General features: G+C 70.7%; 22 protein-coding genes and 1 tRNA gene. 12 read left to right on the top strand and 11 right to left on the bottom strand.

Translation table 11 applies throughout. The features are described 5' to 3' along the window. Positions 1–18: 18 nt before the first annotated feature. A complete protein-coding gene (locus tag ABZ464_RS14675; RefSeq protein ID WP_359275941.1) occupies positions 19–1,230 on the bottom strand; it encodes an HTTM domain-containing protein in 1,212 nt (403 codons plus the stop codon). Beyond that, entirely contained in the window at positions 1,227–2,069 is an 843-nt protein-coding gene (locus ABZ464_RS14670; protein WP_359276194.1) for a DUF5819 family protein, read from the bottom strand. The genes ABZ464_RS14675 and ABZ464_RS14670 overlap by 4 nt, the downstream gene beginning before the upstream one ends. Before the next feature lie 284 nt (positions 2,070–2,353). Here ABZ464_RS14670 and paaA point away from each other — a divergent pair, with 284 nt between their 5' ends. The 6 genes from paaA (at position 2,354) to ABZ464_RS14640 (ending at position 7,291) form a co-directional block, all read left to right on the top strand. Then, positions 2,354–3,328 carry a 1,2-phenylacetyl-CoA epoxidase subunit PaaA gene (paaA, locus tag ABZ464_RS14665; protein WP_359275938.1) on the top strand — a complete coding sequence of 325 codons (975 nt, stop codon included), beginning with the start codon at positions 2,354–2,356 and terminating at the stop codon, positions 3,326–3,328. After that, a complete protein-coding gene (gene paaB, locus ABZ464_RS14660; protein WP_055636201.1) occupies positions 3,325–3,612 on the top strand; it encodes a 1,2-phenylacetyl-CoA epoxidase subunit PaaB in 288 nt (95 codons plus the stop codon). Before paaA ends, paaB begins: the two co-directional genes overlap by 4 nt. After that, positions 3,609–4,328, top strand: coding sequence for a 1,2-phenylacetyl-CoA epoxidase subunit PaaC (gene paaC / locus ABZ464_RS14655; RefSeq protein WP_359275935.1), 720 nt, complete (start codon positions 3,609–3,611; stop codon positions 4,326–4,328). Before paaB ends, paaC begins: the two co-directional genes overlap by 4 nt. Then, on the top strand, positions 4,322–4,843 hold the full coding sequence (paaD, locus tag ABZ464_RS14650; protein ID WP_359275932.1) for a 1,2-phenylacetyl-CoA epoxidase subunit PaaD: 522 nt from the start codon (positions 4,322–4,324) through the stop codon (positions 4,841–4,843). Before paaC ends, paaD begins: the two co-directional genes overlap by 7 nt. Continuing rightward, a complete protein-coding gene (locus ABZ464_RS14645) occupies positions 4,843–5,919 on the top strand; it encodes a 2Fe-2S iron-sulfur cluster-binding protein (protein WP_359275929.1) in 1,077 nt (358 codons plus the stop codon). The genes paaD and ABZ464_RS14645 overlap by 1 nt, the downstream gene beginning before the upstream one ends. 148 nt (positions 5,920–6,067) lie before the next feature. Continuing rightward, positions 6,068–7,291 (top strand): acyl-CoA dehydrogenase family protein, encoded by a 1,224-nt coding sequence (locus tag ABZ464_RS14640; protein ID WP_359275927.1) that lies wholly within the window; start codon positions 6,068–6,070, stop codon positions 7,289–7,291. Between the two features lie 17 nt (positions 7,292–7,308). On the opposite strand, the gene ABZ464_RS14635 is transcribed toward ABZ464_RS14640, so the two are convergent. The 5 genes from ABZ464_RS14635 to ABZ464_RS14615 all read right to left on the bottom strand — a co-directional run bounded on the left by ABZ464_RS14635 (position 7,309) and on the right by ABZ464_RS14615 (position 10,779). Next, a complete protein-coding gene (locus ABZ464_RS14635; RefSeq protein ID WP_359276191.1) occupies positions 7,309–7,638 on the bottom strand; it encodes a rhodanese-like domain-containing protein in 330 nt (109 codons plus the stop codon). A gap of 50 nt (positions 7,639–7,688) precedes the next feature. Next, entirely contained in the window at positions 7,689–8,486 is a 798-nt protein-coding gene (locus ABZ464_RS14630; RefSeq protein ID WP_359275925.1) for a J domain-containing protein, read from the bottom strand. A gap of 29 nt (positions 8,487–8,515) precedes the next feature. After that, the gene (locus ABZ464_RS14625) at positions 8,516–8,986 is read right to left on the bottom strand and encodes a hypothetical protein (RefSeq protein WP_359275923.1); all 471 of its coding nucleotides are present in this window, start codon (positions 8,984–8,986) and stop codon (positions 8,516–8,518) included. Between the two features lie 16 nt (positions 8,987–9,002). Continuing rightward, entirely contained in the window at positions 9,003–10,382 is a 1,380-nt protein-coding gene (locus ABZ464_RS14620) for a DUF2252 domain-containing protein (RefSeq protein WP_359276189.1), read from the bottom strand. A 310-nt stretch (positions 10,383–10,692) separates the two neighbouring features. After that, positions 10,693–10,779: transfer RNA gene (locus ABZ464_RS14615), tRNA-Leu, on the bottom strand. 435 nt (positions 10,780–11,214) lie between these two features. On the opposite strand from ABZ464_RS14615, the gene ABZ464_RS14610 reads away from it, so the two are divergent. From ABZ464_RS14610 to pknB, 6 genes are all read left to right on the top strand, one after another. Then, positions 11,215–12,090: a DUF3662 and FHA domain-containing protein gene (locus tag ABZ464_RS14610; RefSeq protein ID WP_359275920.1), complete on the top strand. Its 876-nt coding sequence runs from the start codon at positions 11,215–11,217 to the stop codon at positions 12,088–12,090. A 10-nt stretch (positions 12,091–12,100) separates the two neighbouring features. Beyond that, on the top strand, positions 12,101–12,622 hold the full coding sequence (locus tag ABZ464_RS14605; protein ID WP_359275918.1) for an FHA domain-containing protein: 522 nt from the start codon (positions 12,101–12,103) through the stop codon (positions 12,620–12,622). A gap of 140 nt (positions 12,623–12,762) precedes the next feature. Beyond that, a complete protein-coding gene (locus ABZ464_RS14600; protein WP_359275916.1) occupies positions 12,763–14,310 on the top strand; it encodes a Stp1/IreP family PP2C-type Ser/Thr phosphatase in 1,548 nt (515 codons plus the stop codon). A gap of 27 nt (positions 14,311–14,337) precedes the next feature. After that, positions 14,338–15,777: an FtsW/RodA/SpoVE family cell cycle protein gene (locus ABZ464_RS14595; protein ID WP_359275913.1), complete on the top strand. Its 1,440-nt coding sequence runs from the start codon at positions 14,338–14,340 to the stop codon at positions 15,775–15,777. Next, a complete protein-coding gene (locus ABZ464_RS14590) occupies positions 15,774–17,237 on the top strand; it encodes a penicillin-binding transpeptidase domain-containing protein (protein ID WP_359275910.1) in 1,464 nt (487 codons plus the stop codon). The genes ABZ464_RS14595 and ABZ464_RS14590 overlap by 4 nt, the downstream gene beginning before the upstream one ends. Positions 17,238–17,406: 169 nt before the next feature. Beyond that, entirely contained in the window at positions 17,407–19,383 is a 1,977-nt protein-coding gene (pknB, locus tag ABZ464_RS14585; RefSeq protein ID WP_359275907.1) for a Stk1 family PASTA domain-containing Ser/Thr kinase, read from the top strand. 70 nt (positions 19,384–19,453) lie between these two features. Here pknB and ABZ464_RS14580 read toward each other — a convergent pair whose 3' ends face one another. Genes ABZ464_RS14580 through ABZ464_RS14565 form a run of 4 tightly spaced genes read right to left on the bottom strand, consistent with a single transcriptional unit; the run spans position 19,454 to position 22,281 of the window. Further along, on the bottom strand, positions 19,454–20,212 hold the full coding sequence (locus tag ABZ464_RS14580) for a class E sortase (protein ID WP_359275904.1): 759 nt from the start codon (positions 20,210–20,212) through the stop codon (positions 19,454–19,456). Between the two features lie 46 nt (positions 20,213–20,258). Beyond that, the gene (locus ABZ464_RS14575) at positions 20,259–21,440 is read right to left on the bottom strand and encodes a class E sortase (RefSeq protein WP_359275903.1); all 1,182 of its coding nucleotides are present in this window, start codon (positions 21,438–21,440) and stop codon (positions 20,259–20,261) included. Next, positions 21,437–22,075, bottom strand: a complete 639-nt coding sequence (locus ABZ464_RS14570; protein WP_359275900.1) for an aminodeoxychorismate/anthranilate synthase component II — start codon at positions 22,073–22,075, stop codon at positions 21,437–21,439. The genes ABZ464_RS14575 and ABZ464_RS14570 overlap by 4 nt, the downstream gene beginning before the upstream one ends. After that, entirely contained in the window at positions 22,072–22,281 is a 210-nt protein-coding gene (locus ABZ464_RS14565; RefSeq protein ID WP_079061838.1) for a hypothetical protein, read from the bottom strand. The genes ABZ464_RS14570 and ABZ464_RS14565 overlap by 4 nt, the downstream gene beginning before the upstream one ends. Positions 22,282–22,285: the final 4 nt, after the last annotated feature.

The raw sequence follows: 22,285 nt of genomic DNA, 5'->3' as shown, positions 1-22,285 counted from the left end.
GGGTCGGGCATAGGTCGGTCATGTCGGGGAGCCTACGTGGCTGGGCTCGGTGTTCTCCGGAGTCCGCTGGTGCGGCAGGGCAACCCGGCCGTCGCGCGAGAACACCAGCTCACGCGCGCGCAGCGACCAGGCGCCGAGGCGGCGCAGGAAGGGCGTCGGCAGGAAGATCGCATCCGCAGCGATCATCGCCAGGGAGAAGAACGGCAGGCCGAGGACGACGGCGATCGCGGCGTGCTCGGTCATCATCACCGCCAGCAGGACGTTCTTCACCCGGCGGTTGAACAGCGTGAACGGGAAGGCGACCTGCACGACGACCGTGCCGTACGTCACCAGCATCACCATGGTGCCGCTGCTCGACAGCAGGTCGCCGAGCACGGGCCAGGGCGAGAAGTAGTCCAGGTGCAGGGGGTAGTAGACGGCGGTGCCGTCCTGCCAGCGCGAGCCCTGGATCTTGTACCAGCCGGCCGTCGCGTAGATCAGACAGGCCTCGGCCATGATCACGACCAGGGCGCCGTTGTGCAGGATGTTGCCGATCACGTCGAGCAGGATCCGCGGCTCCGCCGACCCGGTGCGGCGCCCGACGAGCCACCACAGGGCCTGCGCGGCCCAGGCCGCCCACAGGAGCGCCGGAATCGTCCACTGGCTGTGGAAGCCGCCCGTGGCCGTCACGGTGATCAGCACGGCCCCGAGGGCGAACCACAGGGCGGGCCCGACCCGGTCGGTGACCCGTTCGCCCCGCGCGCGTGCCTCCTCGGCGCGGCGCGCCCGGCGGGCGTCCAGCGACCACACCCGGCCGCAGCGGGTGAACACCAGGTAGATCGACATCAGGTGCAGGACGTTGTCGCCGCCGTCCCCCATGAAGACGCTGCGGTTCTGCAGCGAGAGCACACCGACCATGAACAGCACCGACATGGTGCGGGTGCGCCAGCCCACCAGGAGCAGGGCGCTCGCGAGGACGGCGAGGGCGTACACGAGCTCGAACCAGACCCGCCCGTCCGACCACATCAGGGCCGTGAACGCGCCGTTGGTGTCGATCAGCTGCTTGGCCAGGACCCAGCTCCAGGGGCTGTCGGGGCCGTAGAGCTCCGCGCGGTGGGGGAGCTCGCGCAGCAGGAACATCAGCCAGGTCGCGCTGAAGCCGATCCGGACCACGGCGCTCTGGTACGGGCCGTGCGCGGACTCGGTCACGCGTGCGATGGCGGAGGACACCGTGAGGGTGAAGCGGTTCACCGCACACCTCCCCGGGCCTCGGCGGCCGGCACCGTCCACCAGGGCAGCACCCGGTACACCGGCGTCGAGGACGCCTTCTCCGTGCTCCACTTCGGCGGGGTCACGTTGACGGTCCGGGAGCGGACCTGGACCCGCTCGAGCTTCCCGTCCTCACCGGCGGCTCCACCGCGGTGCAGGCGCAGCTCGACGATCCGGCGCAGATAGGTCTCGGAGAGGTCGCCGCGCAGACCGACGGGGCGGTTGTCGGAGCCGTGGGTGGCGGTGAAGAAGTCCCAGGCGCGGCGCAGCTCGTTCTGCTGGGTGTGGCTCGGCACGATGTTGCGGTCGATGTCCCGGCCGTCCTGCGCGGACAGGTCGTACCAGCCGGTGGTGCGCAGGCCGCCGTCCGCGGTGCTGATCCGGGCGCGGACCTGGACCGCGATGTTCTGCTGGAGCGGGTTCGGCGCGAACAGCTTCCAGTTCTGTTCGAACTCCGGGTAGACCCAGTCGTCTATCGCCCTGCCGTGGGTCTTCGTCACCGTGTTCGAGGGCGCGACGTGCAGGAACACCATTCCCAGGTGCACACAGACGGCGACGGCGACGACGGCCAGCGCCAGGGCGGCGCCTATCTGGTAGCGGGGCGAGAGCGCGGCCACACCGGTACGGGGTTCGGGGGGAGGCGCGTCGTCCGGGGGCGGGGTGCCGAGGGGCGCGGCGGCCGGCAGCGGGGTGTCCTCGGGTGCGGCGCCCTGCGGCGGCACGCTCACCGGCGCGGCGGCCGACGACGGAGTCTCCGCCTCCGGTTCCGGCGCCGCCCCCGGCCCCCGTGCGGCGTCACGCCCTGTGTCGTACGCGTCCATTCCGCCCCGTTCCCCGATCCCGGTCGACTTCCCGTGTCCGCTGCGGCTGCCCGTGCCTGCCGCGTCGCGCAATCGCGAACGGTACTCAGCCCCACCCGCTCGGCGCAGCCCCTCCCCGCCCGCAGGTTATCCACAGCGGTTGACACCTTACGACGGCCGTCCCACCATGGAATCGCACGGACCGAACGATCGGTCGGGAGCGATCCGGACGGACAGCCGGGGAAGACAGCCGGACAGACAGCCGGGAAGCCAGGCAGACAGCCAGGAAGACAGAGGGGGACCTCATGGCGACAGCTACCGCGCCCCGCACGGCCGACGACGAGGCGTACCAGCGCACCTTCGACGCCGCCGTCGCCGCCGACGAGCGCATCGAGCCCCGCGACTGGATGCCCGACGCCTACCGCGCGACGCTGGTGCGGCAGATCGCCCAGCACGCCCACTCCGAGATCATCGGCATGCAGCCCGAGGCCAACTGGATCACCCGCGCGCCCTCCCTGCGCCGCAAGGCCATCCTGATGGCCAAGGTCCAGGACGAGGCCGGCCACGGGCTCTACCTCTACAGCGCCGCCGAAACGCTCGGCGTCGGCCGCGACGAACTGCTCGACAAGCTCCACACCGGCCGCCAGAAGTACTCCTCGATCTTCAACTACCCCACGCTGACCTGGGCGGACGTCGGCGCGATCGGCTGGCTCGTGGACGGCGCGGCGATCACCAACCAGGTCCCCCTGTGCCGCTGCTCCTACGGGCCGTACGCCCGCGCGATGGTCCGCATCTGCAAGGAGGAGTCCTTCCACCAGCGCCAGGGGTACGAACTGCTGCTGGCCCTCAGCCGCGGCACCCCCGAACAGCACGCGATGGCGCAGGACGCGGTGGACCGCTGGTGGTGGCCCTCGCTGATGATGTTCGGCCCGCCCGACGACGAGTCCGCGCACTCCGCGCAGTCCACGGCCTGGAAGATCAAGCGGCACTCCAACGACGAGCTGCGCCAGCGCTTCGTCGACATCTGCGTCCCGCAGGCGGAGTCCCTCGGCCTCACCCTGCCCGACCCGGACCTCCGGTGGAACGAGGAGCGGGGGCACCACGACTTCGGCCCGATCGACTGGACGGAGTTCAAGGAGGTCATCAAGGGCAACGGGCCGTGCAACGAACAGCGGATCACCCAGCGCAGGCGGGCCCACGACGAGGGCGCGTGGGTCAGGGAGGCGGCCGCGGCCCACGCGGCCAAGCACAGCACGGAAAGGAACGGGTCCTCGGCATGACGAACACCGACTGGCCACTGTGGGAGGTCTTCGTGCGCTCCCGGCGCGGCCTCTCCCACACCCACGCCGGCAGCCTGCACGCACCGGACGCGGAGTTCGCCCTGCGCAACGCCCGCGATCTGTACACCCGGCGCGGCGAGGGCGTGTCCATCTGGGTGGTGCCGTCCTCGGCGGTCACCGCCTCCTCGCCCGACGAGAAGGACCCGTTCTTCGAGCCGTCCGCCGACAAGCCCTACCGGCACCCGACCTTCTACGAGATCCCGGAGGGGGTGCAGCACCTGTGACCGCGACCGTCCCGATGACCGCCGCCCTCGCCCTCGGCGACGACGCCCTGGTGCTCTCCCACCGCCTCGGCGAGTGGATGGGCCACGCGCCCGTGCTGGAGGAGGAGGTCGCCCTCGGCAACATAGCCCTCGATCTGCTGGGCCAGGCCCGCGTCCTGCTGTCGATGGCCGGTGACGAGGACGCCCTCGCCTATCTGCGGGAGGAGCGCGCCTTCCGCAACCTCCAGCTCGTCGAGCAGCCGAACGGCGACTTCGCCCACACCATCGCCCGCCAGCTGTACTTCTCGACGTACCAGCATCTGCTCTACGCCGAACTGGCCACCGGCGACAGCCCGTTCGCCGCCCTCGCCGCCAAGGCCGTCAAGGAGACCGCCTACCACCGCGACCACGCCGAGCAGTGGACCCTGCGGCTCGGCGACGGCACCGACCTCAGCCATGAGCGGATGCGGACGGCGTGCACCGCGCTGTGGCGGTTCACCGGCGAGATGTTCCAGCCGGTGGACGGGCTCGACACGGATACCGGGGCGCTGCGGGCCGGCTGGCTGGAGGCGGTCGGCGCGGTGCTGCGGCAGGCCGGTCTGCCGGTTCCCGAGGGAGCGCAGTCCGGCGCCTGGACGGCCGGCGCGGGCCGGCAGGGCCTGCACACCGAACCGTTCGGCCTGATGCTCGCCGAGATGCAGCATCTGCACCGCAGCCACCCGGGGGCGTCATGGTGACCGCCACCGCCCTGGAGGCGGAGCTGCTCGCGCTGGCCGGTTCGGTGCCGGACCCGGAGCTGCCCGTGCTGTCGCTGAGCGAGCTGGGCGTGGTGCGGGGCGTGCGCGTCCAGGACGCCGGCGCCGTCGAGGTCGAGCTGACCCCGACGTACACCGGCTGCCCGGCGATCGAGACGATGGCCGCGGACATCCGGCAGGTGCTGCACGAGCACGGCGTCCGGGACGTCACCGTGCGCACGGTGCTGGCCCCGGCCTGGTCGACGGACGACATCACGGCCGAAGGCCGCCGCAAACTGCGGGAGTTCGGCATAGCGCCGCCCCGGACCACGCGGGAGACCGGCCCGGTCGCACTGCTTCTGGGCCCCACCAGGACGCTCGACGAGGACCCGGTGCGCTGCCCGCACTGCGGCTCCGCCGACACCGAGCTGCTCAGCCGGTTCTCCTCCACCGCCTGCAAGGCGCTGCGCCGCTGTCTGGCCTGCCGTGAACCCTTCGACCACTTCAAGGAGTTGTGATGGCCCGAGCCGTGACGGCCCGTTTCCACCCGCTCCCGGTGGCCGCGGTGGACCGGCTCACCGACGACTCCGTCGCCCTCACCCTCACCGTCCCCGAGGCCCTGCGCGAGGAGTACCGGCACGCGCCCGGCCAGCACCTCGCGCTGCGGCGGGTGGCCGACGGCGGCGAGATCCGGCGGACGTACTCGATCTGCTCTCCCGCCCCCGACCCGGCCGGCGAGGGACCGCGCACGCTGCGGGTGGGCGTGCGGCTGGTCGACGGCGGCTCCTTCTCGACGTACGCGCTGAAGGAGATCGCCGTCGGCGACGAGCTGGAGGTGATGACCCCGGCGGGCCGGTTCACGCTCGACCCGGCGCCCGGGCTGTACGCGGCGATCGTCGGCGGCAGCGGCATCACCCCCGTGCTGTCGATCGTCTCCACCCTGCTGGCACGCGAACCCGGCGCCCGGTTCTGTCTGATACGCGGCGACCGTACGGCCGCGTCGACGATGTTCCTGGAGGAGGTCGCCGACCTCAAGGACCGTTATCCCGAGCGGCTGCAGCTGGTCACCGTGCTCTCCCGGGAGGAACAGCAGGCGGGGCTGCCGTCCGGACGGCTGGACCGGGAGCGGCTGACCGGGCTGCTGCCGGCGCTGCTGCCGGTCGCGGAGGTGGCGGGCTGGTTCCTGTGCGGACCGTTCGGGCTGGTGCAGGGCGCCGAGCGGACCCTGCGCGAGCTGGGCGTGGCCCGCTCCCGGATCCACGAGGAGATCTTCCATGTGGACGGCGCCGCGCCCACCGCCCGCGTGGCGGCGCCCGCGCACGCCACGGTGACGGCCCGGCTCGACGGCCGGGGCGGCAGCTGGCCGGTGCGGGACGGGGAGTCGGTGCTGGACACGGTGCTGCGCAACCGGCCCGACGCGCCCTACGCCTGCAAGGGCGGGGTGTGCGGGACCTGCCGGGCCTTCCTGGTCTCCGGCGAGGTGCGCATGGACCGCAACTACGCGCTGGAACGGGAGGAGACGGAGGCCGGGTATGTGCTGGCGTGCCAGTCGCATCCGGTGACGGAGGCGGTGGAGGTGGACTTCGACCGGTGAGGTGCGGGGGCCCGCCGCGGGCGTTCCCTTCTTCTAGAACCTGTTCTATCTTGACGGACCGTCAGATCGACCGTCAGATCGACCGTCGGATCCAGGCGCAGCCATCGCGGTGCCGCCGGATCAGCCGACCCGTCGGAGAGGACAGGCCGTGGACTTCACCTTCAGCGAGGAGCAGCAGGCGGCGGCCGAGGCGGCGCGCGGAGTCTTCGCCGGGGTCGCGCCCGACGCCGTGCCGAGCCCCGCGCTCACCCAGGGCCGCCCGGTGGCCGACGACTTCGACCGGGCGCTGTGGGCCACGCTCGCCTCGGCCGATCTGCTGAGCCTGCTGCTCGACGAGGAGTACGGCGGGGCCGGACTGGACGCCGTGGCGCTGTGCCTGGTGCTGCGGGAGGCCGGGAAGGTGCTGGCGCGGGTGCCGCTGCTGGAGAGCACCGCGGCCGCCGCGGCCGTCCAGGCGTACGGCGGGCCGGAGCTGAAGGCCGAGCTGCTCGCGCGGGCCGGACGGGGCGAGGTCGTGCTGACCGCCGCCGCGCACGGCCGCACCGGGCACGACGCAGCCGAACTCGCCGTGACCGCCCGGCGGGACGGCGCGGGGGGCGCGGGCGGCACGGGCGGCGAGGCTGGCGCGGGCGGTGCGAGCGGCATGGGCGTTGACGCAGGCGCGGGCGGCGGCGATGACTGGATTCTGGACGGGGTGCAGACGGCGGTGCCCTGGGCGTATGAGGCCGACTACCTCCTCGTACCGGCGCGCACCGGCGACGACCGCGGTGTCCTCGCCGTGGTCGCACGGGAGCGGGAGGGGGTCGTCCTCGCCGAGCAGATCTCCACCACCGGGGAGCGGCTGGGCGAACTGCGGCTGGAGTCGGCGCGGATCCCGGCCCGGTACGTCCTCACCGCCGAGGGTGCCGGGGAGTGGCTGCGGCAGCTGCTGGCCACCGGTACGTGTGCGCTGGCGCTCGGCCTCGGGGACCGGGTCCTCGGGATGACCGGCGACTACGCGAGCAAGCGGGAGCAGTTCGGGCACCCGATCGCCACCTTCCAGGCCGTCGCCGTGCAGGCCGCCGACCGCTACATCGACCTGCGCGCCATGGAGGTCACCCTGTGGCAGGCCGCCTGGCGGATCGCCTCCGGGGCGCCGGGCGCGCTGCCCGCCTCCGGCGATGTCGCCGTGGCCAAGATCTGGGCCTCGGAAGGGGTACGGCGGATCGTGCAGACGGCACAGCATCTGCACGGCGGGTTCGGTGCCGACGTCGACTACCCGCTGCACCGCTACCACGCCTGGGCCAAGCATCTCGAGCTGTCGCTCGGGCCGGCGGCCGCCCACGAGGAGACCCTGGGCGACCTGCTGGCCGCCCATCCCCTCGTCGGCTGACCGTCAGGCTCCCCAGGCTAGAGAACGGCCCCCGGCTGTCCCTCGTCGGTGACGACGGGACGGCCCAGGGCCTGCCAGAACTGCATACCGCCGTCGACGTTCACGGCGTCGATGCCCTGCTGGACGAGGTACATGGTGACCTGGGCCGAGCGGCCGCCGGAGCGGCAGATCACATGGACGCGTCCGTCCTGCGGGGCCGCCTCGGTCAGCTCGCCGTAGCGGGCGACGAACTCGCTGATGGGGATGTGCAGCGCGCCTTCGGCGTGACCCGCCTGCCACTCGTCGTCCTCGCGGACGTCCAGCAGGAAGTCGCCGTTCTCGACCTCGCCGACCTCGACCGTGGGCACCCCAGCTCCAAAACTCATGCCCCCGACGCTACCGGACGTGACAAGCCGGGCTACCCCACGAGCTCGGCGAGCTCCGCCTCCTTCTTGGCGACATCGATCAGCAGCTGCTCGGCGATCTCGTCCAGGAGGCGGTCGGGGTCGTCCGGAGCCATCTTCAGCATGGAGCCGATGGCGCTGTCCTCCAGGTTGCGGGCGACCAGCGTGAGCAGTTCCTTGCGCTCGGCGAGCCACTCCAGGCGGGCGTACAGCTCCTCGCTGGGCGTCGGGCGGCGCTCGGCGGGCGGCGGGCCGGCGGCCCACTCCGCGGCGAGCTCGCGCAGCGCGGCCTCGTCACCGCGGGCGTAGGCGGCGTTGACTCGGGTGATGAACTCCTCGCGCCGGGCCCGCTCCCCGTCCTCCTGCGCCAGATCGGGGTGGGCCTTGCGGGCCAGCTCGCGGTAGAGCTTGCGGGCCTCCTCGCTGGGCCGCACCCGCTCCGGGGGGCGCACCGGCTGGTCCGTGAGCATCGCCACGGCCTCCGGGAAGAGGCCCTCGCCGTCCATCCAGCCGTGGAACAGTTCCTCGACCCCCGGCATCGGCAGCACCCGGGCCCGCGCCTCCCGCGCGGCGCGCAGGTCCTCGGGGTCACCGGTGCGGGCCGCCCTCGCCTCGGCTATCTGTGCGTCCAGCTCGTCGAGCCGGGTGTACATGGGGCCGAGTTTCTGGTGGTGGAGCCGCGAGAAGTTCTCGACCTCGACGCGGAAGGTCTCCACCGCGATCTCGAACTCGATCAACGCCTGCTCGGCGGCCCGCACGGCCTGCTCCAGCCGCTCCTCGGGCCGCGACTGCTCAGCTTCGGGGGTCGTCACCCGACCAGCGTAGGCCAAGCGCGACGTACCTACCGGCGTGCCTCGGGGCAATCCACGGCGACCCACTCGGCCTCGAGATCCCGGCAGACCACCATCAGCGTTCCGGGACGGCAGGCGATCTCATGGGTGCAGCCCTCGGGATGCGGGAGGATCTCGTCGAGGATCACATCGCCGAGGTCGTCGAGGGCGCAGACGTCGAGGATCCCGGCCTGAAAGCGGGAGACGCCCCGGTAGCGGACCACCAGGTCCTCGTCGTGCTTCCAGCAGTTGTGGCCGAAGTGGATCTCGATGTCGCCGTCCCCGGTCCGGCGGGCCTCGCCCGGCTTGAGGTCCTTCACGCACCGCTTGCCGGAGAAGGTGTAGTGGGCGGGGTCGGTGGCGAAGGCGCGGGCCCCCGGTGGCAGCTGCTCCGCCAGCTCGGGGAGCCGCTCCAGATAGGGCCGGGGGTCGATGACCCCGGTCAGGCCCCCGACCTCGCCGTCGAGATCCACGTACCTCACCAGGACGTCATCCTTCTCACACTCCCGTCTCCGCCGCGATCCTCCCCGCCCGTACCGCCGTCACCAGGTCGCTGTGGTCGGCCTCCGTGCGGTCGGCGTAGGTGACGGCGAAGGCGGCGATCGCCTCGTCGAGTTCCTCGTTCTTGCCGCAGTAGCCGGCGATCAGGCGTGGGTCGGCGCTGTGGGAGTGGGCGCGGGCCAGGAGGGCGCCGGTCATCCGGCCGTAGTCGTCGACCTGGTCGGCGGCGAGCGCGGCCGGGTCGACGCTGCCCTTGCGGTTGCGGAACTGCCGTACCTGGAAGGGCCGCCCCTCGACGGTCGTCCAGCCCAGCAGGATGTCACTGACGACCTGCATCCGCTTCTGGCCGAGGACCACCCGGCGGCCCTCGTGGGCCTCGTCCGGCGTCTCGAAGCCGGCCGTCCGCAGATGCGGCACCAGGGCCGAGACACGCGCCTCCTTCACCTGGAGGATCAGCGGCTCGCCCCGGTGGTCCAGGAGCAGGACGACGTACGAGCGGGTGCCGACGCTGCCCGTGCCGACGACCCGGAAGGCGACGTCGTGGACCGCGTGCCGGGCGAGCAGGGGGTGGCGGTCCTCGGAGAGGGTGGCCAGGTACGGCTCCAGGGAGAGGGCCACCGCCGCGGCCTCCCCGTCCGGGATCCGGCGCAGCACCGGCGGGGCGTCGACGAAGTGGCGGCCCCCGTCCTCGGTGCGGGTGGTCGACTTCGCCGCGAACCGCCCGCTGGTGTTGGCCCGCGCCTTCTCCGAGACCCGCTCCAGGGTGCCCACGAGGTCGTGGGCGTCGGTGTGGGAGACGAGCTCCTCGTCGGCGATCGCGTTCCAGGCGTCCAGCACCGGGAGCCTGGCCAGCAGCCGCATGGTGCGGCGGTACGAGCCGGCCGCGCCGTGGGCGGCCTGGCGGCAGGTGTCCTCGTCGGCGCCGGCCTCCCGGCCCGCGAGCACCAGGGAGGCGGCGAGCCGCTTGAGGTCCCACTCCCAGGGGCCGTGGACCGTCTCGTCGAAGTCGTTGAGGTCGATCACGAGACCGCCGCGGGCGTCCCCGTACAGACCGAAGTTGGCCGCGTGGGCGTCACCGCAGATCTGGGCGCCGATCCGGGTCATCGGGGTGCGGGCGAGGTCATGGGCCATGAGACCGGCCGAGCCGCGCAGGAAGGCGAACGGAGTGGCCGCCATCCGTCCGACCCGTATCGGCGTCAGCTCCGGGATACGCCCCTGGTTGGACTCCTCCACCGCCGTCACCGCGTCCGGGCGGGAGGCGTCCAGGTCGAGCAGGGCGTGCGAGGACCGCGCGACCGCGTCCCGCAGCGCCTTGCCCCGCTCCTTCGGCGTGACGGCCCGAGCCGCCACCCCGGCGCCCGCCCCGGCCCCCGTCACGACCTCGGCCGCGGCCCCGGCCTCCGAGGCGAACCGCCCGGCGAATCCGCGCACATGAGGCAGCCTGCGCGCCCCGCCCGCCACTGCCCCCGCCTCGACCTCGGCCACAGTGACCGCCTCCCCCACATATCCGCACACGTCGATCAATTCGAGCCGACCGTACAGCCCGTGGCCTGCATCACGGCAGCCCTGTTTCACGTGAAACCAAGGAGGTCGACAGCCTGAGACGTTCCTCACACGCTGTAAGCACCTCACGCCCCGCTCGACACAACGCAGAAGCCCCCAGGTCTGAGACCTGGGGGCTTCCGACTGGTGCGCGAGGGGGGAGTTGAACCCCCACGCCCTTGCGGGCACTGGAACCTGAATCCAGCGCGTCTGCCTATTCCGCCACCCGCGCATTGGGTGTGTCCTCCGGCTTCGGGCTTTTCTTCCCTCGGGCCTTCCGACATGCAGAACAGTAGCACGGTGACCAGGGTGCGTTCACATCCCTTATCCGGGGCAGAGGACCCCTGAAGAGGGCGTCGGCAACCTCCTACGTCTCGGCGGTGACTGGTTCACGTATCAACCTCGTACCTATGGCGCTCGTCTCCCCGGGAGCCGGACGAGGTCCACAGTCGGGTGCGGGACACTGGTCGTCGGCCGCCTCTACGATCCTGGGCAGAAAACAGGTACGGAAGCAGGTACGGAGACAGGTGCGGACGAGGGCGTCGACACCCGTCGACGGGGCCGACAGAGGGAACCAGCCGATTCAGCGGCGCGTGGATACGATCAGTAAGCAGTACCAGGTAAGCAGCAGGACACGGGACGCAGGTCACGACGGAGGAGGTGCCTCATGGGAGTCCTGAAGAAGTTCGAGCAGCGTCTCGAGGGTCTGGTCAACGGCACCTTCGCCAAGGTCTTCAAGTCCGAGGTCCAGCCCGTGGAGATCGCGGGAGCGCTGCAGCGCGAGTGCGACAACAACGCGACGATCTGGAACCGCGACCGGACCGTCGTCCCCAATGACTTCATCGTGGAGCTGAGCGCGCCGGACTACGAGCGCCTCAGCCCCTACTCCGGCCAGCTCGGCGACGAGCTCGCCGGCATGGTGCGCGACTACGCCAAGCAGCAGCGCTACACCTTCATGGGACCGATCAAGGTCAACCTGGAGAAGGCGGACGACCTCGACACCGGCCTGTACCGGGTCCGCAGCCGTACGCTCGCCTCCTCCAGCAGCCAGGCCGCCGCGGGCGCACCCGGCGGCGCGGCCCAGCGGCCCGGCGGATACGGCCAGCCGCCCGCCGGCGGCACCGCCGCTCCCCCCATGCCGTCCGCGCCGCCACCGGCCGCCGGCGGCCGTCCCGGCGGATACGGCTATCCGCCCGCCGCCGGTGCCCAGCGCCCCGGCGCGGCGGGCGGCGGACTCGCCGGCGCCCCGGCGCCCGGCTCGCGCGCCCGCCACTGGATCGAGATCAACGGCACCCGCCACCAGATCTCCCGCAACACCCTCGTGCTGGGCCGCTCCACCGAGGCCGACGTGCGGATCGACGACCCCGGCGTCTCCCGCCGGCACTGCGAGATCCGCACCGGCTCGCCGTCGACGGTCCAGGATCTCGGCTCCACCAACGGCATCGTGGTGGACGGGCAGCACACCACCCGCGCTACGCTCCGCGACGGCTCGCGGATCGTCGTGGGCAGCACCACCGTTATCTATAGGCAAGCCGAAGGGTGAAGCGGGGGCAATGTCAGAGCTGACCCTCACGGTCATGCGGCTGGGTTTCCTGGCCGTACTGTGGCTGTTCGTGATCGTGGCCGTGCAGGTCATCCGCAGCGACCTGTTCGGTACGCGCGTCACCCAGCGCGGCTCGCGACGGGAAGCGGGACGACCGCAGCAGGCACAGCGCCAGCAGGCGCCCCCGCAGCAGCGCCAGCAGCCCGCCGCCGCCTCAGGTGGCCGCCGGGGCCGTAACGCCCCGACCAAACTCGTCGTGTCCGAGGGCACCCTCACCGGCACGACCGTCGCGCTGCAGGGCCAGACCATCAGCCTGGGCCGGGCGCACGACAGCACGATCGTGCTGGACGACGACTACGCCTCCAGCCGTCATGCCAGGATCTACCCGGACCGCGACGGCCAGTGGATCGTCGAGGACCTGGGCTCCACCAATGGCACGTACCTCGACCGAACGCGGTTGACGACCCCCACGCCGATCCCGCTGGGCGCGCCGATCCGTATCGGCAAGACCGTCATCGAGCTGCGGAAGTAGTGCTACATCATGACTGAGCGCGAGCGGAGCGAGCACGCCACGGCGGCCGGCACCCCGGTCCCAGGCGCGCTCCCGACCGGAGGGTGGGCAGTGTGGCTCGACACGACCGGCTGTACCCGGGGCCGACGGGCGAGGTGGGCATGAGTCTGTCACTGCGTTTCGCCGCCGGATCGCACAAGGGCATGATCCGCGAGGGCAACGAGGACTCGGGTTACGCCGGCCCCCGCCTGCTCGCCATCGCCGACGGCATGGGCGGCGCCGCCGCCGGTGAGGTCGCCTCCTCCGAGGCCATCTCCACCATCGTCGCCCTCGACGACGACGTGCCCGGCTCCGACGTCCTCACCTCGCTCGGCACCTACGTCCAGCGCGCCAACGACCAGCTGCGCTCCCTGGTCGAGGAGGACCCCCAGCTCGAAGGCATGGGGACCACCCTGACCGCCCTGCTGTGGACGGGCCAGCGCCTCGGTCTGGTGCACGTCGGCGACTCGCGCGCCTACCTGCTCCGGGACGGCGTACTGACCCAGATCACCCAGGACCACACCTGGGTACAGCGGCTCGTCGACGAGGGCCGCATCACCGAGGAAGAGGCCACCACCCACCCCCAGCGCTCCCTGCTGATGCGGGCGCTCGGCAGCGGCGAACACGTCGAGCCCGATCTGTCGATCCGTGAGGTCCGGGCCGGCGACCGCTATCTGATCTGCTCCGACGGACTGTCCGGGGTGGTCTCCCACCAGACCCTCGAGGACACCCTCGCCAGCTACCAGGGCCCGCAGGAGACCGTGCAGGAGCTGATCCAGCTCGCGCTGCGCGGCGGCGGCCCCGACAACATCACCGTCATCGTCGCCGACGTCCTCGACCTGGACACCGGCGACACCCTCGCCGGGCAGCTCTCCGACACCCCGGTCGTGGTCGGCGCCGTCGCCGAGACCCAGCACCAGCTGCACGACAACGGCATCATGCAGACCCCGGCCGGCCGCGCCTCGAACCTCGGTCGCAGACGCCACGCGGGCGGCGGGGGCGGCGAGTTCGGCCCGCCCGGCTCCGGCGGCGACATCACCGGCTTCATCCCCACCGACGGCTTCCAGCAGTACACCGACGACGACTTCGTCAAGCCGCGCAAGGGCCGCAGGTGGCTGAAGAGATCCTTCTACAGCGTCCTCACCCTCGCCGTCCTCGGCGGGGGACTCTACGGCGGCTGGCGCTGGACGCAGACGCAGTACTACGTCGGCACCAACGGCGAACACCTCGCGCTGTACCGGGGCATCAGCCAGGACCTGGCCTGGGTCTCGCTCTCGAAGGTGGAGAAGGACCACCCCGAGATCGAACTCAAGTACCTCCCGGAGTACCAGCAGAAGCAGGTCCAGGCCACGATCCCCGAGGGCAGCCTGAGCAGCGCCCAGAAGAAGATCGAGGAACTGTCGGTCCAGGCGTCGGCGTGCCAGAAGCAGGCGCAGTCCGACGCGGCCAAGACCACGGCCGGTGCGAAGACCGGCTCCGGCCAGTCCACCGGCGGCACGGGAACCACCCCCGCGTCCCTCACGTCCAAGGCTTCACCGAGCCCGACCCCGAACCCGAGCAAGCCCTCGGGTTCGTCGTCCCCGTCCCCGTCCGCGACCGCCAACCCCAGCCCCGGCCCCACTCTCTCGGAGGAAGAGCAGAAGGTCGTCTCGCGGTGCGGTGAGCAGTAGGCAAGCCGTGAGAGGCCCTGTCACATCATGAGCAGTACTACTAATTCGCCGACGCATCACACGTCCACGATCGGCTCGATCGGCACCCCGAGCCGGCGCAACACCGAGCTCGCGCTGCTGGTGTTCGCCGTCGTGATCCCGGTCTTCGCCTACGCCAACGTGGGCCTCGCGATCAACGACAAGGTGCCGTCCGGCCTGCTGGCCTACGGCCTGGGCCTCGGCCTGCTGGCCGGCGTCGCCCATCTCGTCGTACGCAAGTTCGCGCCGTACGCCGACCCGCTGCTGCTGCCGCTGGCCACCCTGCTGAACGGCCTCGGGCTCGTCGCGATCTGGAGACTGGACCAGTCGAAGCTGCTCCAGCAGATCAAGCAGGCGGGCACGGCCGCGCCCCGGCAGCTGTTGTACACGGCGATGGGCATCGCGCTCTTCATCGTGGTGCTGATCTTCCTCAAGGACCACCGCGTCCTGCAGCGCTACACGTACATCTCCATGGTCGGCGCGCTCTTCCTGCTGCTGCTCCCGCTCGTTCCCGGCCTCGGCCAGAACATCTACGGCGCCAAGATCTGGATCTCGGTCGCCGGTTTCTCCATCCAGCCCGGTGAGTTCGCGAAGATCGTGCTCGCGATCTTCTTCGCCGGCTATCTGATGGTGAAGCGCGACGCGCTCGCCCTCGCCAGCCGCCGCGTCCTCGGCCTGTACCTGCCGCGCGGCCGCGACCTCGGCCCGATCATCGTGGTCTGGCTGGTCTCGATCCTCATCCTGGTCTTCGAGACGGACCTCGGCACCTCGCTGCTGTTCTTCGGAATGTTCGTCATCATGCTGTACGTCGCCACCGAGCGGACCAGCTGGATCGTCTTCGGTCTGCTGATGTCCTCGGTCGGCGCGGTCGGTGTGGCCCAGTTCGAGAGCCACGTCCAGCAGCGCGTCCAGGCCTGGCTCTCCCCGATGGGCGAGTACAAGCTGTCCCAGAAGGGCGTCTACGGCCACTCCGAGCAGGCCATGCAGGCCCTGTGGGCGTTCGGCTCCGGCGGCACCCTCGGCACCGGCTGGGGCCAGGGCCACTCCGAGCTGATCAGGTTCGCCGCCAACTCCGACTTCATCCTCGCCACGTTCGGCGAGGAGCTGGGCCTCGCCGGCATCATGGCGCTGCTCCTGCTGTACGGCCTGATCGTGGAACGCGGCGTGCGCACCGCCCTCGCCGCCCGCGACCCGTTCGGCAAGCTGCTCGCCATCGGCCTCTCCGGCGCCTTCGCCCTCCAGGTGTTCGTCGTCGCCGGCGGTGTGATGGGCCTCATCCCGCTCACCGGTATGACGATGCCCTTCCTGGCGTACGGCGGTTCGTCGGTCATCGCCAACTGGGCCCTGATCGGCATCCTGATCCGGATCAGCGACACCGCGCGCCGCCCGGCCCCGGCCCCCGCCTCCAACCCCGACGCCGAGATGACCCAGGTGGTCCGCCCGTCATGAACAAGCCCCTGCGCCGGATCGCGATCTTCTGCGGCCTTCTCGTACTGACCCTGCTGCTGCGGGACAACTACCTGCAGTACGTCAAGGCGGACACTCTCGCGAGCGACACCAAGAACCGCCGCGTCAACATCACGCGCTACTCCACGCCGCGCGGCGACATCATCGTCGACGGCAAGGCCATCACCGGCTCGGTCGAGACCACCGGCGACTACAAGTACAAGCGCACCTGGAAGGACGGCGCCATGTGGGCGCCGGTCACCGGCTTCTCCTCGCAGGCCTTCGGCGCCAACCAGCTTGAGAAGCTCGAGGACGGCATCCTCTCCGGCAACGACGACCGGCTCTTCTTCCGCAACACCCTGGACATGATCACGGGCAAGGAGAAGGAGGGCGGCAGCGTCGTCACCACCCTCAACGCCGCCGCGCAGAAGGCCGCCTACAACGGCCTCGGCAGCAAGAAGGGCGCCGTCGCCGCGATCGACCCGTCCACCGGCAAGATCCTGGCCCTGGTCTCCACGCCGTCTTACGACCCCTCGAAGTTCGCCGGGTCCTCCACCAAGGACCAGGAGGCCTGGCTGGCCGTCCAGAAGAAGAACGACCCCGACGACCCGATGCTGAACCGCGCGCTGCGCGAGACCTACCCGGCGGGCTCCACGTTCAAGGTGGTCACCGGCGCCGCCGCGCTGGAGAACGGCGTGGTGTCGGACATCGACGACGCGACCAAGACCCCGGACCCGTACCAGCTGCCGCAGTCCACCACGCCTCTCACCAACGAGCACGGCGCCTGCGAGAACGCCACCCTGCGCGAGGCGCTGCGGGTCTCCTGCAACACCGTCTTCGCGAAGATGGCCGACAACGTCGGCAACGAGAAGATGATCGAGCAGGCGGAGAAGTTCGGCTTCAACGAGGCCGAGCTGGACACCCCGGTCCGCGCCGAGGAGAGCGTCTACCCCAAGGACAACCGGCCGCAGAACGCGCTCGACGGCATCGGCCAGGGCTCCATGCGGGCCACCCCGCTGCAGATGGCCATGGTCGCCTCGGCGGTCGCCAACGACGGCAAGCTGATGAAGCCGTACATGGTCGACGAGCTCAAGGCCCCGAACCTGGACACCCTGGAGACCACCGAGCCCCAGGAGCTGTCCCAGGCGGTCTCGGCGGAAACCGCCCAGAAGCTCCAGGAGATGATGGAGACGGTCGTCAAGAGCGGTACCGGTACGGCCGCGAAGATCGACGGCGTCACCGTGGGCGGCAAGACCGGTACCGCCCAGCACGGCATCAAGAACAGCGAGAAGCCGTACGCATGGTTCATCTCGTACGCGAAGCTGTCCGACGGCAGTTCGCCGGTGGCCGTCGCGGTGGTCGTCGAGGACGGCGCGGCCAACCGTGAGGACATCACCGGCGGCGGTCTCGCCGCCCCGATCGCGAGGAGCGTGATGAAGGCCGTCATCGACAGCAAGAAGTGACCCCCATCACGTTGCCTGCCCATCGGTGCACGTTGCGATACCGGTCCTGCATCAGGTGACGGGCTTGGCCAGGTCACAGACCGCCGTCCGGGTACGGTATGCCCGGACGGCAGCCTTCGACCGCACACGTGTGCCGGTCGGGACCGACGGAGAGGGCTGGTAGGTAGCTATGGAAGAGCCGCGTCGCCTCGGCGGCCGGTACGAGCTGGGCCATGTGCTCGGTCGTGGTGGCATGGCGGAGGTCTATCTCGCGCATGACACCCGCCTCGGCCGCACCGTGGCGGTGAAGACGCTGCGCGTGGACCTCGCGCGCGACCCTTCCTTCCAGGCCCGGTTCCGCCGGGAGGCCCAGTCGGCCGCCTCACTGAACCACCCCGCCATCGTCGCGGTCTACGACACCGGCGAGGACTACATCGACGGGGTGTCGATCCCGTACATCGTCATGGAGTACGTCGACGGCTCCACGCTGCGCGAGCTGCTCCACTCCGGCCGCAAGCTCCTGCCGGAGCGGACGCTGGAGATGACGATCGGCATCCTCCAGGGCCTGGAGTACGCGCACAGAAGCGGCATCGTGCACCGGGACATCAAGCCGGCGAACGTCATGCTGACGCGCAACGGCCAGGTCAAGGTCATGGACTTCGGCATCGCCCGGGCGATGGGCGACTCCGGGATGACGATGACGCAGACCGCGGCCGTGATCGGCACCGCTCAGTACCTCTCGCCGGAACAGGCGAAGGGCGAGCAGGTCGACGCGCGCTCGGACCTGTACTCGACGGGGTGCCTCCTCTACGAACTGCTGACGGTCCGCCCGCCCTTCGTCGGGGACTCCCCGGTGGCGGTGGCCTACCAGCACGTCCGCGAGGAGCCCCAGCCCCCGTCGGTCTTCGACCCCGAGATCACCCCCGAGATGGACGCGATCGTCCTGAAGGCGCTGGTCAAGGACCCGAACTACCGCTACCAGTCGGCCGACGAGATGCGCGCGGACATCGAGGCCTGCCTCGACGGCCAGCCGGTCGCGGCCACGGCGGCGATGGGCTCCGTGGGCTACGGCTACGGCGACGACCAGGCCACCACGGCGATGCGCTCCGCGGGCGCCGGCGCCACGTCGATGCTGCCGCCGATGAACCCGGACGACGGGGGCTACGGCTACAACGACTACGACGACCGCCCGGACCGCCGCCGCCAGAAGAAGTCGAACACCTCGACGATCCTGCTGGTGGTGGCCGCGGTCCTGGTGCTGGTGGGCGCGATCCTGATCGGGAAGTGGGCGTTCGGCGGCGGGGACGCGGCCAACGAGACGGTGGACGTGCCCAGCCTGATCAGTCAGACCGAGGCCAACGCCAGACAGCAGTTGGCCAACGTCGACCTCAAGGTCGGCACGGTCACTCAGAAGGCCTGTGAGGACCAGCCCAAGGGCCAGATCTGCGACCAGGACCCCGATCCCAAGACCAAGGTCAACAAGCAGACGGAGGTCAACCTCGTCGTCTCGACGGGCGCTCCGAAGGTCGCCGTGCCGAACGTGATCGACAAGGACGTCGAAACGGCGACGAGCCAACTCGAGGACAAGGGTTTCGAGGTCAAGACCAAGGAGACTGAGTCCTCGCAGGAGGCGGGTACCGTCCTCAGCCAGGACCCCGATCCGGGTACGGAGCTGGAAAAGGGCAAGACGGTGACCTTGGAGGTCGCCAAGGCCGAGGAGAAGGCCACCGTGCCCGACGTCTCCGGTCAGACCTGTGAGGCGGCCAAGGCCCAGATGCAGGCCAACAACCTGACCGGCAACTGCGTCGACGTCGACACCCAGGACCAGAACCAGGTCGGCAAGGTCGTCTCGACCAGCCCCCAGATCGGCTCCCAGGCCGACAAGGGCTCCACGGTGACCATCCAGATCGGCAAGAGCAGCCAGACCCAGGTGCCGTCCGACCTCCAGGGCCTGACCCTGAAGGACGCCAAGCAGAAGCTGCAGGACGCCGGTCTGAACGTCGGCAACATCTCCGGCTCCCAGGACGACAACGCCCAGGTCATCAGCTCGGACCCGAGCCCCGGCAGCACGGTCAACCGCGGCACGACGGTCAACCTGGTCGCCATCAACACCGGCAACAACAACGGCGGCAACGGCGGATTCCTCAACGGCGGCAACGGTGGCTAGCGGCTGAGCCCGCGAGGCAAGCGTGAGGGGCCCGGTACTCGTCCGAGTACCGGGCCCCTCGTCGTCGCGGTCAGCCGCGCAGTTCCTTCGGCGGCGTCCGGTCCGCGTCCACCTTCTGGACCCGCTCCAGTTCGCCCCACACCACGTACCGGTAGCGCGAGGTGTACACCGGGGTGCAGGTGGTCAGGGTGATGTAGTGGCCGGCCTTCTTCTTGCCGGACTCCTCGGGGATCCGGCCGAGGACCTCGACGTTGTACTTCGAGGTCTCGGGGAGGATCGCGTAGACCTTGTAGACGTACCAGTCGTCCCGGGTCTCGAAGACGATCGGGTCGCCCTTCTTCAGCTTGTCGATGTTGTGGAACTTCGCGCCGTGGCCGTCCCGGTGCGCGGCGAGGGTGAAGTTGCCCTCCTTGCCGCTGCTGGGGAGCGCGGCCTTGACGGGGTCGGTGTAGTAGCCGGCCACGCCCTCGTTGAGGACATCCGTCGAGGTGCCCTTCTCGACCAGGACCTCGCCGTTCTTCATGGCGGGCACATGCAGGAAGCCGATGCCGTCCTTGGTGTCGAGCGCGCCCGGCCCGGTGTCCTGCTGGGCCCAGTTGTCCCGGACCTTGTCCGCCTGTTTGTCGGCTTGCCGGTCGGCGACGACGTTCGTCCACCACAGGGAGTAGACGACGAACAGGCCGAGGACCAGGCCCGCCGTGATGAGGAGTTCGCCGAAGACGCTGACGGCCAGGGCGATCCGCCCGCCGCGCCGGCGCCGGGGACCCTCCTCGGGCGTGTCCGTGTCCGGTACGTGCTCGGTGTCGTCGGTGGTCGCTGCCACGTGCATCTGCCCCTACTCGAAACCCTTGACGCAGGGCCCTTACCCAAGGCTCTTACTGGACGAGCGCATCCGGCTTGCCCTTGCTGCGCGGCCGCTCCTCGACCATCTTGCCCCAGACGATCAACCGGTACTTGCTGGTGAACTCCGGCGTACAGGTGGTGAGGGTGATGTAGCGACCCGGACCGGTGAACCCGGACTGCGGCGGCACGGCGTCCAGGACGCTGGTGTTGCTGGGCGAGGTGACCGGCAGCGAGGACGTCATCTTGTAGACGAAGTACTCGTCCTGCGTCTCCACGACCATCTCGTCGCCCGCGGTGAGCCGGTTGATGTAGCGGAACGGTTCGCCGTGCGTGTTGCGGTGGCCCGCGAGGCCGAAGTTGCCGCTCTTGTCCTCGGGCATGGCCGTCTTCAGCGCGCCCTCGCCGTAGTGCCCGACCATGCCCTTGTCGAGCACCTTCTTGTTGCTGACGCCCTCGGCGATCGGCACCACCACGTCCAGCTTGGGGATGTGCAGGATCGCGAAGCCCTGCCCGGGCGAGAAGGTGCCCGGGTTGCGCTTGCCGTTCGCCCAGTCGTCCTGGAGGCTGTTCGCCTCCTTGCTGGCCTGCGCGTGCGCCCGCACATTGGTCCACCACAGCTGGTAGCTGACGAAGAGCAGCATCAGCACGCCCGTGGTGATGAACACCTCGCCGACCGCCCGGCTGGCGACCACCGCGGCGCTGGGCTTGCGCGCCTTGGCCTGCCGGCGCGCCTCCACCCGCGACAGCGGCCGCTCGTCCTGCGAGGGCGCGATCGCCGAGTCGTCCACGTCGAGGGATTCCGCGGCGGAGCCGCCGTGACGCCCGTGACGGCCCTTGGCGGCCTTTCTGCGGGCCGCCCGGCCGCCCGCGGGGGTTCCAGGGGCGGGAGAGGCCGGTGTGGCGCCAGAGGCGGCTGCGGCGCCTCCGGAAGGTCCGAAAGGATCGGCCCCGGCCGGCAGTGGCTCCGGTATCCGCAGCGCCACCGTCTCCTCGTCGATGGGCGAAAGCTGCTGGGTGAACGCCTCGCCCCCCGCCACACCGCTCCTCGGTCCGGCGACCGGAGCGGCTTTCCGCCGCCGCCCGGTGCCGGGGCGCGGATCGGCGGCGTACGGCTCGGCGCCCGGCGGCTGCTCCCCCGCATACGCGTCCACGCCGAAGGACTCGTACGGCGCGGTGCCGTACGAGTCCTCGCGCTCGGGGCGCAGCGCGGTCACGCCGTGGCCCTGCCCACCACCGGGGCGAGCCCCGCCGACCTCGCCACCGCGCCCTGGTCGCCGCACTCCACCAGCCAGTTGGCCAGCATCCGGTGGCCGTGCTCGGTCAGCACCGACTCCGGGTGGAACTGCACGCCCTCGACGGGCAGTTCCCGGTGGCGCAGGCCCATGACGATCCCGTCGTGGGTGCGGGCGGTGACCTCCAGCTCGGCCGGGACGGTGGCCGGCTCGGCGGCGAGGGAGTGGTAGCGGGTCGCGGTGAAGGGGGTGGGCAGTCCGGCGAAGACGCCCTTGCCGCCGTGTTCCACCAGCGAGGTCTTCCCGTGCAGCAGCTCGGGCGCGCGGTCCACGACACCGCCGTACGCCACCTGCATCGACTGCATGCCCAGGCAGACCCCGAAGACGGGGACGCCGGTGGTCGCGCAGTGGCGGACCATCTCGATGCAGACTCCGGCCTCCTCGGGGGTGCCGGGGCCCGGCGACAGCAGGACGCCGTCGAAGCCGTCCTGGGCGTGGGCCGTGGAGACCTCGTCGTTGCGCAGGACCTCGCACTCGGCGCCCAGTTGATACAGGTACTGGACGAGGTTGAAGACGAAGCTGTCGTAGTTGTCGACAACGAGAATGCGCGCGCTCACTGGTTGTCCACCGTCACATCGTTGAAGGGAAGCAGCGGTTCGGCCCACGGAAAGACGTACTGGAACAGGGCATAGACGACAGCCAGGACCAGCACGATCGAGATCAGCGCCTTCACCCACGCGTTTCCCGGCAGATGCCGCCAGATCCAGCCGTACATGCCGTCCCTTCCGTCGCGCCACGGCACCTGACTCACGCCGTACGCCACCAGA

The organism is Streptomyces sp. NPDC005820 (genome assembly GCF_040630255.1).
Taxonomy (GTDB): domain Bacteria; phylum Actinomycetota; class Actinomycetes; order Streptomycetales; family Streptomycetaceae; genus Streptomyces.
Note: the sequence above shows the minus strand (reverse complement) of the source record. Positions and strands in the feature narration are given on the sequence as shown.